Origin of the sequence: Flavobacterium sp. (genome assembly GCF_027483985.1) — a bacterium.
In the GTDB taxonomy this organism is placed as follows: Bacteria; Bacteroidota; Bacteroidia; order Flavobacteriales; family Flavobacteriaceae; genus Flavobacterium.
In genome coordinates this window covers 1-13,511 of record NZ_JAIXTJ010000012.1, presented here as the reverse complement: position 1 = coordinate 13,511, position 13,511 = coordinate 1, and the positions used below count along the sequence as shown (strand labels likewise).

Genomic DNA, 13,511 nt, shown 5'->3' with positions numbered 1-13,511 from the left:
CATAATTATAAAATTATTTCTACATTTGACTAATTACTTGGAAACAGGTAATTTCTTTTTCATAGCAATTTTTCCCATCCTTGTGTCAAAATAAGGGTGGGTTTTTTTTGTAACAAAAAATTTCAAATAGCTACTAATTCAGTACTTTTACCAATTCAACAACAATAGCAAAAATCATTAGAGATTTCAAAAAATCAATTGGAATTTCTAAAATTGGAATTTATATGAACAATATCCTCGAAGTAAAAAATGTAGTTAAGCAGTACGGCGATTATACCGCACTTAATTCCGTTTCTCTGACAGTTCCAAAAGGTAGCATCTACGGACTTCTTGGTCCGAATGGGGCCGGAAAAACATCTTTAATTAGAATCATCAACCAAATTACGATGCCCGATAGTGGTGAAGTAATCCTAGATGGCGAACCTTTAAAACCAGAACACGTTGCCTTCATTGGATATATGCCAGAAGAACGTGGTTTGTATAAAACTATGAAAGTAGGTGAGCAATGTTTATATCTAGCTCAACTAAAAGGTTTATCTAAGCAAGAAGCCAAAACGCAATTAGACTATTGGTTTGATAGACTAGAAATTCAAGGTTGGTGGAACAAAAAAATGCAAGAACTTTCCAAAGGAATGGCTCAAAAAGTGCAATTTGTGGTAACTGTTTTACACAAACCCAAATTATTAATTCTTGACGAACCTTTCTCAGGATTTGATCCAGTGAATGCTAATTTGATTAAAGATGAAATCATCGAATTGAACAAGCAAGGAACATCTGTAATTTTTTCAACACACCGAATGGAAAGCGTTGAAGAAATGTGCGATTATATTGCATTAATTCACAAATCCAATAAACTGATTGAAGGAAAACTAACCGATGTCAAAAAACAATTCAGAACTAACAGTTACGAAGTCGGAATTCTTTGCAACAATATCGAAGGTTTGATGTATGATTTATCACAAAAATTCACACTTTCTCAAACCGATTTCAAATCACTAAACGACGAATTAAAACTAGAAATCAACCTTGGAACTGCAACACCTAATGAATTACTAAACACTTTAATTCAACGCGGACAAGTAACCCATTTTATGGAAAAAATCCCAAGTGTAAACGATATTTTTATTAAAACTGTAACCGAGTAAATTGGGTTGTAGGTTGTAGGGATTAGGTGTTAGAAATGAACCTACTACCTACAACCTACTATCTAAGACCTACAACCCATAACCTGAAAGAAATGAGTAAGCTGCTACTAATCATAAAAAGAGAATTCATTGCCAAAGTCCGCAATAAATCCTTCATTGTAATGACGTTTTTGAGTCCGTTGTTATTTGTTGGAATTGGTGTTTTTGTTGGTTATTTAAGTCAAATGAAAGCCGATTTAAAAACCATTGCCATACACGACGAAACCGGAAGATTTGTCAATGATTTCAAAAGCGATGACGAATACAAATATCTCAATTTATCCAATATAGATTTAAAAATTTTAAAAGACAGCATCATCAGCGAAAGCTATGAAGGACTTCTAATCATTCCAAAATCTACTGATAATACTTCACTTCAAAAGAACATTCAATATGTTTCTAATGATAGTCCAGGTGTTATGTTCGTTGAAGATATTGAAGATGTAATAGCTAAAAGAATTACGGCTGAAAATTATCAAAAACAAGGTTTAGATACCTTAAAAATCAATCAATCAAAAGCAGATGTTTCTATAAATCTAAACAAAGCTTCGGGTGAAACTGCCTTGAAAGGATTAAACGAAATCAAAATCGGAATCGGTGGCGCGTTTGGATATTTAATTATGATGTTCATCGTCATCTACGGAAATATGGTGATGCGAAGCGTTATCGAAGAAAAAACTTCTCGTATTATTGAAGTGATTATTTCATCAGTAAAACCATTCCAATTAATGATGGGAAAAATTATCGGAACCTCATTAGCAGGAATCTTGCAATTTATGATTTGGGCATTACTCGGTATGACGGCGATGTTCATTATGTCGTCTATTTTTGGAGTTCAAATGGGAGCAACATCATCGGCACAAACTCAAGAAGCAATGCAAATGGCTCAAAAAGGAATGGGTAATGATATTCAAATGTATATTAAGGAGTTATGGAATTTGCCAATAGCGACAATTCTAATATCATTCATTTTCTATTTCATAGGAGGTTATTTTCTATACAGTTCATTTTACGCATCCATTGGAGCAGCTGTTGACAACGAAACCGATTCGCAGCAATTCTTGCTACCTATAATAATGCCTTTAATTCTTGGAGTTTATATTGGATTTTTCACCGTAATAAACGATCCACACGGAACTGTGGCAACTGTTTTTTCAATGATTCCACTCACATCACCAATCGTAATGATGATGCGAATTCCATTTGGTGTGCCTTGGTGGCAAATCGCCATTTCAATGACACTACTTTTCGGAACATTTCTAGGCGTAGTGTGGTTTGCAAGTAAAATTTACCGCGTCGGAATTCTAATGTACGGCAAAAAACCAACTTGGAAAGAATTATACAAATGGCTTAAATACTAATGTAAGGCTGAGCTTGTCGAAGTCAGGAGCATATCGTTCGGGCTTTATCAGTAATCCTAGTTCCTGCTTTCCGCAATATCTTTTCCTTTTTAAAGAAAAAAGAAAAAGGATATTTGCTGCAAACGTAGTTCACTGAACACAAATGAAAATAAAAGCAACGTGAAGTAATCAGGGCTAATTGAATAACAATTTTGAATTTTTGCGAACTTTGCGAAAAACTTTGCGAACTTTGCGGTTAAATAAAAAAGTATGTCAAAAATATTAATCATAGAAGACGAAGCATCCATCAGAAGAGTTTTAACAAAAATTCTTTCTGAAGAAAATGATACTTACCAAGTAGAAGAAGCCGAAGATGGCGTTCAAGGACTTGAAAAAATAAAAAATTCCGATTACGATTTAGTCCTTTGCGACATCAAAATGCCAAAAATGGACGGTGAAGAATTATTAGAAGCCGTTAAAAAAATCAAACCCGAAATTCCAATCGTAATGATTTCAGGTCACGGCGATATGGAAACCGCTATCAATACGATGCGTCTTGGAGCATTCGATTATATTTCAAAACCACCAGATTTGAATCGACTTTTGAACACCGTTCGAAATGCTTTAGACAAAAAACAATTGGTTGTTGAAAACAAAATTCTAAAGAAAAAAGTCAGTAAAAACTACGAAATGATTGGGAATTCAGAACCAATCAATCACATCAAACAGATGATTGAAAAAGTAGCTCCAACTGACGCCAGAGTTCTAATTACTGGACCAAACGGAACTGGAAAAGAGTTAGTTGCACATCAATTACACGAAAATAGTGAACGCGCTGCTTTTCCATTAATAGAGGTGAACTGCGCCGCAATTCCATCTGAATTGATTGAAAGCGAATTGTTTGGTCACGTGAAAGGTGCCTTTACATCAGCTGTAAAAGACCGTGCAGGAAAATTTGAAGCAGCCGATGGCGGTACTATTTTTCTTGATGAAATTGGCGATATGAGTTTGGCAGCACAAGCCAAAGTTTTGCGTGCGTTACAAGAAAGTTTGGTGCAAAGAGTTGGTGCTGATAAAGATATAAAAGTCAATGTTCGAGTAGTTGCTGCAACCAACAAAGATTTGAAAAAAGAAATTGAGGAAGGACGTTTCCGTGAAGATTTGTATCACAGATTGGCAGTAATTTTAATTAAAGTTCCGGCATTGAATGACCGACGAGATGACATACCTTTGCTAATCGAACATTTTGCATCAAAAATTGCCGAAGAACAAGGAAATGCACAGAAATCATTTTCAAAAGAAGCAACCAAATTATTACAAGAATACGATTGGACAGGTAACATTCGTGAGTTAAGAAACGTAGTAGAACGCCTTATCATTTTAGGAGGAAACGAAATTTCTGAAACAGACGTGAAGTTATTCGCAAGTAAATAATAGCAATTAGCAATTAGCAGTTAGCCATTAGCAGTATGCTTTTGCTAGAAGCTAATGGCTAAAAGCTGAAAGCAAAAAAAATGCAATTAAAAAAAATAAACCCAAACTTACAGCAAGCACTAATTGAAAACGAGTTAATCGAAGCCAATGAAATGCAACAAGAAACATTTTCAACTATTAAAAGTGGGAAAGACGCTGTAATTCAATCACCTAGCGGAACAGGAAAAACAACAACTATAGTTTTAAATGTGATTCAGCGTATGGAAAAAACTATGGGCGAAAGTACTCGTGCGCTTATCATAGTAGAAAACAAAGAACGAGTGCTTGAAATGGAAGAACTTTTCTTGAAATACGGAAATTATACCGATTTAAGTATTTTTGGAGTTCACGATAAAGGCGATACCGATTATGACAAAAACATAATCTCAATGGGATTGGATATTTTAATTGGAACACCTAATAAAATCAATCATCTTTTTTCATCAGCAGGATTCAATATGAATACTGTAAAAATGTTTATCGTTGATGATGCCGATTTATTATTCAAACAACGAATGGATGCCATTATTTTACGCCTTTCAGCAAGTGTTGAAAAAACACAACGTATTTTCTTTTGCTCCGAAATCACCGAAAGAGTTGAGGCTTTAGCAGATAAAATTATGATAGAGCCGACATTCTTCGAAATGGAAGACGAGGAGTAGTTTTTAGTTTTCAGTCACAGTTTTCAGTCACAGTTTTCAGTCACAGTTTTCAGTCGCAGTTTTCAGTCACAGTTTTCAGTCGCAGTTTTCAGTTTGTCACCCACAGTTTGTCATTCCGTAGGAATCTCACACAATAAATTACTACAAAACAATAAACAATAAACAATCAATTATTTTATAACAAAATGGGTTTAATCAAAATATTTTCAGGAGAAGAAGTTCTAGCTATATCATTACAAGAAAAAATTGAAGCTGCAGGAATAGATACAGTTTTGAGAAATAATAATCAAGCTAACGTTCTACCAAGTATTCAAACTTCAAAAGCTGCCGAATTATTCATTCAAGAAGTTGATTTCGGAAAAGCAAATCCTGTTATAGAGGAGTTTCGATTGAGTTTATAACTCTTTAAACAACTTTAATTGGTAGGTTAAGCCTGAAATTAATAGTCCGAAAACTCCAATAAAAGCAAACGAATATTTCAAACTTGTAAGTTCGGCGATGTATCCAATTATCGGTGGTCCAATTAAAAACCCCATAAAACTGATACTTGAAACTATGGTTAAAGCAATACTCGTTGATACCTTTTTGCTATTTCCAGCGGCATTAAAAACAATCGGAATAACGTTAGAAACTCCAAAACCAACCATCATAAAGGCAAGCGTGCAAGTAATTAAATAAGGAAATAAAACAGCACAATACAATCCGATAGAAATAACAAATCCGCTTGTAAGTATTACTTTTCTTGAGCCAAATTTTCGTACTAAAAAATCGCTTAAAAAACGTCCAATTGCCATTGTGATCATAAAGGATGTGTAACCTAGAATGGCTAATGCACCAGGCGCTTTTACAATTTCTTTAAAATAAACACCGCTCCAATCAAACATTATTCCTTCGCTAGCCATACAGAAAAAGCAAATTAATCCGAACCAAATCAAATTTTTATCTTGAATTTTGAAGAACGATGTTTTTTCTTTTTCTACTGGTTTTTGAGGTTTGACTTTTACTAAAAAAGAATAATTTGTTGCAATTAAAATGGTAATGATCAATAATACTATTAGGAAATGTTGAAAAGGAGTTAGTTTTAAAAACAACATCAATAAAGCTAACAATGCACCCGAAAATCCTGCTAAACTCCAAGATCCGTGAAATGAACCTGTTATTGGTTTGTCAAACAATTGTTGGGTAAAAACACCTTGGCTGTTAACCGCAATATTGCAAAAATTACCAAAAAAACCGAATAGAAATAATCCTAAAGCCAATTGCCAACTTTCGGTTGGTAAACCTAATAAAGTCAAGAAAAAAGCATAAACAAAAAGTCCTAAAATAGCAATCTTTCTACTGCCATATTTTGCTACAACTATTCCAGACAATGGCATTGCAATCAATTGACCTGCGGGTAAAGCAAATAAAATCGAACCTAAATCAGATTCGCTTAAATTCAAACTTAATTTTAAATCAGGAATCCTACTTGCCCAAGTTGCAAAGCAAAATCCCATTCCGAAAAAAAATAACGAAGTAGCTATTCTAATGCGAATTAGATAGGATTGTTTGACTTTTTTGAATGATTTTTTAATCTTTGCTTTTGGCAAAACTTTACTCAAAAAACTATAATCTAGTAGTGGCATAAGATGTAGTTTAAGGTGCAAAATTACTTTAAATTTATTTTTTGACTTTTACTTATGGCAACAAAATCTTCCGAATTATTTATAGTTTAATAAATTACCATTTTAATTAATAAATCATTGAAAAACAACCCTTTTTTTTCTGATATTGAAATTGATAAATTCCTTATTTAATCTATCTTTGCACCTTCAAAAATTTAAGGAACGCCTTTTAAACTTTTAAACCTTAAACTTTTAAACTTAAACTATGATTACAGTTAACGATATTGCCGTTGAATTTGGTGGCACAACTCTTTTTAGCGAAGTAACTTTTGCTATCAATGAAACCGATAAAATTGCCTTAATGGGTAAAAATGGTGCAGGAAAATCTACTTTGTTAAAAATTGTTGCTGGTGCAAATAAGCCTACGCGAGGAACTATTTCTGCTCCAAGTGATGCTGTGGTTGCTTATTTGCCACAACATTTATTAACGGAAGACAATTGCACTGTTTTAGAAGAAACGTCCAAAGCTTTTGCAACGGTTTTGAATATGAAAAAAGAAATCGATGAAATCAACGAACAATTGACTATTCGCACCGATTATGAAAGTGATGAGTATATGAAATTGATTGAAAAGGTTTCAGAATTATCTGAAAAATATTATTCAATTGAAGAAGTAAACTATGAAGCAGAGGTCGAAAAAATATTAAAAGGTTTAGGGTTTGAAAGAGAAGATTTCAATCGTCCAACCAAAGAATTTTCTGGTGGATGGAGAATGCGAATTGAATTAGCAAAAATCTTATTGACTAAGCCAGATTTGATTTTGCTTGATGAGCCAACGAATCACTTAGATATGGATAGTATTGAGTGGTTGGAAGATTTTCTTATCAATCAAGCCAAAGCCGTAATGGTGATTTCACACGATAGAACTTTTGTAGATAATATCACCAATCGTACTATCGAGGTGACGATGGGAAGAATTTATGACTACAAAGCCAAATACACGCACTATTTAGAATTAAGAAAAGATAGAAGAGTACATCAACAAAAGGCTTACGACGAGCAACAAAAATTTATTGCCGATAATCAAGCATTTATTGATAGATTTCGTGGTACTTTTTCGAAAACTGATGCGGTGCAATCACGTGTTAGAATGTTAGAAAAAATTGTTCCTATCGAAGTGGACGAAATTGATACTTCGGCTTTGAAATTGAAATTTCCTCCAGCAGTTCGTGCTGGTCAATATCCTGTTATTGTAAAAGACTTAGAGAAATCATATGGCGATCATTTGATTTTTAAGGATGCGAATTTAGTTATTGAACGCGGACAAAAAGTAGCTTTTGTTGGTAAAAATGGTGAAGGAAAATCAACAATGATTAAAGCCATTATGAAAGAAATTGAGATCAATAGTGGTTCAGTCGAAATTGGCCACAATTGTCAAATTGGCTACTTTGCTCAAAATCAAGCAGCACAACTTGATGAAAATGCTACAATATTTGAAACTATCGATAGAATTGCTGTGGGCGATGTTAGAACTCAAATTAAAAATATTCTTGGAGCTTTTATGTTTCACGGTGATGATATTCAAAAGAAAGTTAAAGTGCTTTCTGGTGGCGAAAAAACGCGTTTGGCAATGATTAAATTGTTGTTAGAACCAGTAAATCTTCTTATTTTGGATGAGCCTTCAAATCACTTGGATATGAAAACCAAAGACATTATAAAAGATGCGCTACGTGATTTTGACGGAACATTAATTTTAGTTTCACACGATAGAGATTTCCTTGACGGATTAGCGGAAAAAGTATTTGAATTTGGAAACAAACGTGTGAAAGAGCATTTTGAAGACATCAAAGGTTTCTTAGCTCATAAGAAAATGGATACTTTAAAAGAGATTGAGAAGTAGATTTTGGTATTAAGATAGGAGTAGTAAGTAGTAAGACTATCATATAAATTTAACCCGATAAATTCTAAGAACTTATCGGGTTTTTTAATTAACTAAATTTAATCCAACTATTTTACACTTTCCACTAATCGTATAAATTCTGAACGATAGCCGTCAGTGTCGTTTATCAAACCTTCTTTCGCTAGAGCAATAATATCTAAAGAAGATTTATTGGTCACTAGTTTAGAGTTTCTTAACTTCAACCCAAACCACGCTACTGCTATACTAAATTTAAAATCAGCGTCAATCGTATAAAAATCTCCGTGTTTATTCGAAATTTGACTAATCATTTCTATACTTTTATCACCATCTGGTTTTTTATATCTGAATTTTATTGTTGCTAATTCATTCTTAAAATCAGTGTTAGAAGTATCGGATTTAGTATATTTTAAATCGGATGGTTCTTGATACATCTCGTTTTTCACTCCAGTTGGAATGATTTCATATAATGCAGTAACTGTGTGACCACTTCCTAATTCTCCTGCATCAATGGCATCATTTTTAAAATCCTCGGGACGCAATTTTCTGTTTTCATAGCCAATTAATCTGTAGGCTTGAACCAAACTTGGGTTGAATTCTATTTGAATTTTAACATCTTTAGCGATAGCAAACATTGATCCTTTAAATTCTTTACCCAGAAAACGATTAGCTTCTTGAATGTTGTCGATATAAGCATAATTTCCGTTTCCTTTATCGGCAAGAATTTCCATTTTACTGTCTTTGTAATTTCCCATTCCATATCCCAAACACGTTAAGAAAACACCCGATTTTCTTTTCTCTTCTATTAATGTTTGCATATCAGTATTGGATGATGAACCTACATTAAAATCGCCATCAGTTGCAAGAATTACTCTGTTATTTCCACCTTTAATAAAATTTTCTTGAGCAATTTTGTAGGCCAATTCAATTCCAGCGCCACCAGCTGTACTTCCGCCAGCATTTAGTTTGTCTAACGAATTGATTATTTTTTCTTTGTCATTTCCAGAGGTTGATGGCAAAACCAATCCTGCTGCTCCAGCATAAACTACAATTGATATTCTATCTTCCTTGCGAAGTTGATTCACCAATATTTTCAACGATTCTTTTAATAAAGGCAACTTGTTGACATCATTCATCGAACCCGAGACATCTATTAAAAAAGTCAAATTTGAATTAGGTAAATCTTTGGTTTCGATATTTTTTCCTTGCAAACCGATGCGAACAATTTTGTTTTTATTGTTCCAAGGACATTCATTATAATCTGTATTTATTGAAAATGGATGCTCGTTTTGAGGTTGAGGATAATTATATTTAAAAAAATTAATCATTTCTTCAACTCTCACAGCGTCTTTCGGAACCGTTTGACCGTTGTTGATGAATCGTCTAATATTAGTATAAGAAGCATTATCAACATCTATAGAAAAAGTAGAAAGTGGAGCACTCTTTGGACTTTCAAATTGGTTTTCAATGAAGTTCTCATATTCTTCTTGGTCTATTTCGATTTTCTTAGATTTTGCCTTTTCTAATTTTGGTTCTTCTTCATAAATGTATTCTGGTTCTTTTACTGTTTTGTTGTTATAACCTTTTTTAGTGGTTACAACAATAACTCCATTTACACCTTGAGATCCATATAATGCTGAGCCTTGAGCACCTTTAATAACATTTACATTATCAATTACATTTGGTGAAAGTTGATTTAATACCTCAGTTGATGAAATAACATTGTCAATCACAATTAATGCTTGATTATTTCCAGTTATGGAGCGATTTCCTCTCAATATAACTCTTGTTTCTCCATTTACACCATTACTAATAGCATTTACTTGTAAACCAGAAACTTTTCCGTTCAATGATTGTAGTACACTTGGATTAGAAGCTTGAGTTAATTCTCTAGAACTAATTGTTTTTTGAGCAGAAACAGTTGCGTCTTTTGTTCGTTTAATACCCATTGCACCAACAACAACTTCATTTAATACGGTTGATTTATCGCTTTTGTCAAAATTAAACTCCAAGTTTTCAGATGGTTTTAGAGTAGATTTTATGTTATTATCATCAGAATAAATGGCATTTCCTCCGGAAGAACCTACAACCACAACTTCTTGTAATTGATTGGATAGTTCAATTAAAACTACATTGATTGTATTTGAATTACCAACGGTAACGCCTTTTGTTTGATATCCAATATAACTAAAGACCAAAATATCACCACTTTTAGCTTTAATAGAATATTTTCCGTTAATATCAGTTGAAACTCCGTTGGTAGTTCCTTTTACAACAATTGCAGCGCCGGGAAGCGCTCCGTTTTTATCGGTAACAGTACCAGTAATATTTTTTTCTTGCGCAAATGTTACGAAACATATAAGCATAGCAATTGCTGATGAAATAAGTTTTAAACTTTTCATAATTTTAAATTTTAAGGTTTGACTAGATGTGAAGTACTATATTAGCTACGTTTTTTCGATAGCTTCTTTAGAAATTTTGATTATTTCTGTTTGATTTAATTTACGTTGAGTTGGCCTCTCAACGTGATAAGTTTCTTGTAATAAGATGGTATTACTTATTAAAACTATGTTTAAGGTGTTTGTTCGCTTCTTTATTTTTACTTTAAAGGGTTCGTATCCGATGAAGCTAAATAGCAATGTTTCTCCAACTTTGGCTTTGATTGAAAATTTGCCATCAAAATCGGTATGAGTATAAGTTTTAGTTCCTTTTATTTGGACTACAACAAAAGGCAGTACTTCATTTTTATCAGAAACAGTTCCTGTAATGAGTTTTTCTTGTCCAAAACTTAGGAAACAACAAAGCATAGTTAGGGCTAATGAAAGAAGTTTGATGCTTTTCATACAGTGTTTTTTTTCGTTATTTAAGAATAATTTATTTTTTCTTCAGAACAGGTTTTCCGTCTTTAGTAGTAATAATCACGACACCTTTTTTTCCTTTTTCACCATAAATCGGAACTGCTTTTTCGGGTTGCAAAATGACTACAGTTTCAATTTTTTGCTTGTTCAAAGGTGCATACGGACTTGTTGGATTCGGACCAAAAAGTTCTTGTTCTGTGTAATAGATTTTGTTAATAATGTACAATGGTTCAGGTAACTCGAGAATAAAATCAATTTCTTCTTCATCAAGATTAGATAATTTTTCTTTAGAAACTTCTCCGTTCAAAATCAATAAAGGTTCTTCTTTTTTTGTTTTTTTATCTTTAATTGCTACAGAATCAAATTCTAAACTTTTTACTTCATCATAGGTCACACCACGAGAATCAAATTTCGGACTACCAAACCACGAAGAAGATGCAGCGCTTGACTTTTGCTTAGACGCTTCCGTAATCTTGTTTTTCATTAGTTTATCGTCATTATTTTCAGCATCCATATCGAGCTCTTGGCTTGCTACTGCTGCAGGTTTTGAGATTTGTTCTTTTAAAATTTCAGAAGCATTTTCTTTAATTTTTGGGCTTTCAATTTCAGTTGAAACTATGCCATTTTGATTTTCTAATGAATCTTGAATTAGTGGTTTTTCAGCTTCTTTTATTACGATTTCATTAATAGGTGAAACAATTTCTTTTTCGGTTTTGAAAAATTGATATCCGACAGTTACAACTAACGCTACTGAAGCCGCAATCATTACTATCTTCCAATTGTTGTTATGTTTCTTTTCAACCTTCGTATCTAATTTAGCATCGATACGCGACCAAACTTTTTCCATTGACGGAAAGTCTTGCTGTTCTGCATTTTCAGCAGCCGATTTGATTTTGTTGAATAAATTATCTTGATTATCCATTACTTATTTTACTTGTTGATAATAATGATTGTTGACTAATTCTTTTAATTTAGTTTTGGCAACATTCAGTTGTGATTTCGACGTTCCTTCTGATATTTTAAGCATACTAGCTATTTCTTTGTGACCGTAACCTTCAATCACAAAGAGGTTAAAAATAGTTTTGCATCCTTCTGGAATAAAATTTAGTAAATTCAGTAAATCTTCTTCCTCTAACTGGGTTTCTGGTAAAGTTTCGGGTTGCAGTTGAATGCTCGCGTCTTCGATATAAATATTAAAGTTTACATTTCTTTTTAACTGAAGCAAACACTGATTTACAACAATTTTTCTTGCCCAAGCTTCAAATGCTCCTAATTCTTTCAACTGGTCCATTTTAGTAAAAATAGAGTAGAAGGCATCGGCCAATACTTCTTCTATTTCTTCTTCTTTTTTTAAATACCGTTTGCAAGTGCGATATAACTTAGGCGACATCAGTTCGTAAACTTGTCGCTGTGCATCGCGTTGCATTTTTCGGCAGTTAATTAATATCGTTTCGTTTATCACAATTAAAGGTCTTTATTGTAAAGAGCACATTTTTTATAAAAAGGTTGGGACAGAGTTAAAAAAAGTTTTCAGTGTTCAGATTAAAGAACAGATATTAGTTTATATCTTAATAACCAACTTATAAATATTCGATTCTAAAACTTCAGTATCATTATCTTCACAAAGTAAAAATTCAATTTCTTTTTCTGATTTTTTGAAAAGTGTAATTCCTTCAAATTTTTGTGTATCTGTAATTTTTTCGGTGAAATCAATTTTCATTGTGACTACATCAATTCTACCAATAATGCTTCCCAGAATTTCACCATCATTATAAGTAGAATCGGTATTTTCAGCAGTTGCTAAAAAATAAATCTTATCTTCTACAAGGATAGCATCGGTAAAACTTGTACGAATACCATCTATTTTTGGAAGTTTGAATTTATTGGATAAAATTCGGAATTCATTAGTCAAATTTTTTGCATCAACTGTAAAAACTATATTCTTGTTGTGTTTTCCATTTCCTCTATTGAATAAAAACCAACTTTCACCATTAAAAATTGCACCTTCTAAATTGAAATCTTCAGGTTTGATCTCACCAAAAGATTGCATCGCAAGGTATAAATTTGTTAAATCGTTGCTAGCAATAACTTTCTTAGTTTTAGCGTCAACTTGAACCATTACATTACGATTTTCAGTCGAACCTGAACCAAAAATGTATAAACTGTCTTGATGTTTTGTAATAGCTTCAAAATCAGGTTTGAATTTTTTAGCAATATTTTCTTCTGAGTTTTTGATAGAGTTATCCCGACTATTTTGACTTTTATTTCTCTCGTCAATAGACAGATTACCTGAAATACCATTTGCCTTCTAAGATGTACTTGCTGAGATATTCGTAGCAGTTTTTAGATCTCTTGTCGATTTTGATTGCTTACTCTTCCAGTTATAAGATTAGTTGATTGGTGTAGCGGAGTTTAATTGACTACTAATATAACTCGTCTTTTAAATACTATTCAATAATTAAGATACCGTTG

General features: G+C 32.8%; 12 protein-coding genes. 6 read left to right on the top strand and 6 right to left on the bottom strand.

The window, feature by feature from the left end; genetic code table 11:
* The first annotated feature begins 224 nt into the window (after positions 1–224).
* The 5 genes from Q0050_RS02580 (at position 225) to Q0050_RS02560 (ending at position 5,060) form a co-directional block, all read left to right on the top strand.
* The gene (locus tag Q0050_RS02580; RefSeq protein WP_298392383.1) at positions 225–1,145 is read left to right on the top strand and encodes an ABC transporter ATP-binding protein; all 921 of its coding nucleotides are present in this window, start codon (positions 225–227) and stop codon (positions 1,143–1,145) included.
* A gap of 92 nt (positions 1,146–1,237) precedes the next feature.
* Positions 1,238–2,545: an ABC transporter permease gene (locus Q0050_RS02575; protein ID WP_298392385.1), complete on the top strand. Its 1,308-nt coding sequence runs from the start codon at positions 1,238–1,240 to the stop codon at positions 2,543–2,545.
* A 249-nt stretch (positions 2,546–2,794) separates the two neighbouring features.
* On the top strand, positions 2,795–3,958 hold the full coding sequence (locus Q0050_RS02570) for a sigma-54 dependent transcriptional regulator (RefSeq protein ID WP_298392382.1): 1,164 nt from the start codon (positions 2,795–2,797) through the stop codon (positions 3,956–3,958).
* 80 nt (positions 3,959–4,038) lie between these two features.
* Entirely contained in the window at positions 4,039–4,659 is a 621-nt protein-coding gene (locus Q0050_RS02565; protein WP_298392379.1) for a DEAD/DEAH box helicase, read from the top strand.
* 185 nt (positions 4,660–4,844) lie between these two features.
* A complete protein-coding gene (locus Q0050_RS02560) occupies positions 4,845–5,060 on the top strand; it encodes a DUF2007 domain-containing protein (RefSeq protein WP_298392377.1) in 216 nt (71 codons plus the stop codon).
* Here the strand turns inward: Q0050_RS02560 and Q0050_RS02555 are convergent.
* Entirely contained in the window at positions 5,055–6,284 is a 1,230-nt protein-coding gene (locus Q0050_RS02555) for an MFS transporter (RefSeq protein WP_298392375.1), read from the bottom strand. The genes Q0050_RS02560 and Q0050_RS02555 overlap by 6 nt on opposite strands.
* A 244-nt stretch (positions 6,285–6,528) precedes the next feature.
* On the opposite strand from Q0050_RS02555, the gene Q0050_RS02550 reads away from it, so the two are divergent.
* Positions 6,529–8,163 (top strand): ABC-F family ATP-binding cassette domain-containing protein, encoded by a 1,635-nt coding sequence (locus tag Q0050_RS02550; RefSeq protein ID WP_298392373.1) that lies wholly within the window; start codon positions 6,529–6,531, stop codon positions 8,161–8,163.
* A gap of 107 nt (positions 8,164–8,270) precedes the next feature.
* Here the strand turns inward: Q0050_RS02550 and Q0050_RS02545 are convergent, their stop codons facing one another.
* From Q0050_RS02545 to Q0050_RS02525, 5 genes are all read right to left on the bottom strand, one after another.
* Positions 8,271–10,583: a von Willebrand factor type A domain-containing protein gene (locus tag Q0050_RS02545; protein ID WP_298392371.1), complete on the bottom strand. Its 2,313-nt coding sequence runs from the start codon at positions 10,581–10,583 to the stop codon at positions 8,271–8,273.
* Positions 10,584–10,628: 45 nt separating this feature from the next.
* The gene (locus tag Q0050_RS02540; RefSeq protein WP_298392369.1) at positions 10,629–11,024 is read right to left on the bottom strand and encodes a carboxypeptidase-like regulatory domain-containing protein; all 396 of its coding nucleotides are present in this window, start codon (positions 11,022–11,024) and stop codon (positions 10,629–10,631) included.
* A 31-nt stretch (positions 11,025–11,055) separates the two neighbouring features.
* Positions 11,056–11,961, bottom strand: a complete 906-nt coding sequence (locus Q0050_RS02535) for a hypothetical protein (RefSeq protein WP_298392367.1) — start codon at positions 11,959–11,961, stop codon at positions 11,056–11,058.
* 3 nt (positions 11,962–11,964) lie between these two features.
* Complete coding sequence (locus tag Q0050_RS02530; protein WP_298392365.1) at positions 11,965–12,465, bottom strand: sigma-70 family RNA polymerase sigma factor; 501 nt, start codon at positions 12,463–12,465, stop codon at positions 11,965–11,967.
* Positions 12,466–12,600: 135 nt separating this feature from the next.
* Positions 12,601–13,158, bottom strand: coding sequence for a hypothetical protein (locus tag Q0050_RS02525; RefSeq protein ID WP_298392363.1), 558 nt, complete (start codon positions 13,156–13,158; stop codon positions 12,601–12,603).
* Positions 13,159–13,511: the final 353 nt, after the last annotated feature.

Coding starts and splice junctions, on each gene's coding strand:
- Q0050_RS02580 (WP_298392383.1), top strand. CDS start 225: ATGAACAATATCCTCGAAGTAAAAAATGTAGTTAAGCAGTACGGCGAT.
- Q0050_RS02575 (WP_298392385.1), top strand. CDS start 1,238: ATGAGTAAGCTGCTACTAATCATAAAAAGAGAATTCATTGCCAAAGTC.
- Q0050_RS02570 (WP_298392382.1), top strand. CDS start 2,795: ATGTCAAAAATATTAATCATAGAAGACGAAGCATCCATCAGAAGAGTT.
- Q0050_RS02565 (WP_298392379.1), top strand. CDS start 4,039: ATGCAATTAAAAAAAATAAACCCAAACTTACAGCAAGCACTAATTGAA.
- Q0050_RS02560 (WP_298392377.1), top strand. CDS start 4,845: ATGGGTTTAATCAAAATATTTTCAGGAGAAGAAGTTCTAGCTATATCA.
- Q0050_RS02555 (WP_298392375.1), bottom strand. CDS start 6,284: ATGCCACTACTAGATTATAGTTTTTTGAGTAAAGTTTTGCCAAAAGCA.
- Q0050_RS02550 (WP_298392373.1), top strand. CDS start 6,529: ATGATTACAGTTAACGATATTGCCGTTGAATTTGGTGGCACAACTCTT.
- Q0050_RS02545 (WP_298392371.1), bottom strand. CDS start 10,583: ATGAAAAGTTTAAAACTTATTTCATCAGCAATTGCTATGCTTATATGT.
- Q0050_RS02540 (WP_298392369.1), bottom strand. CDS start 11,024: ATGAAAAGCATCAAACTTCTTTCATTAGCCCTAACTATGCTTTGTTGT.
- Q0050_RS02535 (WP_298392367.1), bottom strand. CDS start 11,961: ATGGATAATCAAGATAATTTATTCAACAAAATCAAATCGGCTGCTGAA.
- Q0050_RS02530 (WP_298392365.1), bottom strand. CDS start 12,465: ATGCAACGCGATGCACAGCGACAAGTTTACGAACTGATGTCGCCTAAG.
- Q0050_RS02525 (WP_298392363.1), bottom strand. CDS start 13,158: ATGGTTCAAGTTGACGCTAAAACTAAGAAAGTTATTGCTAGCAACGAT.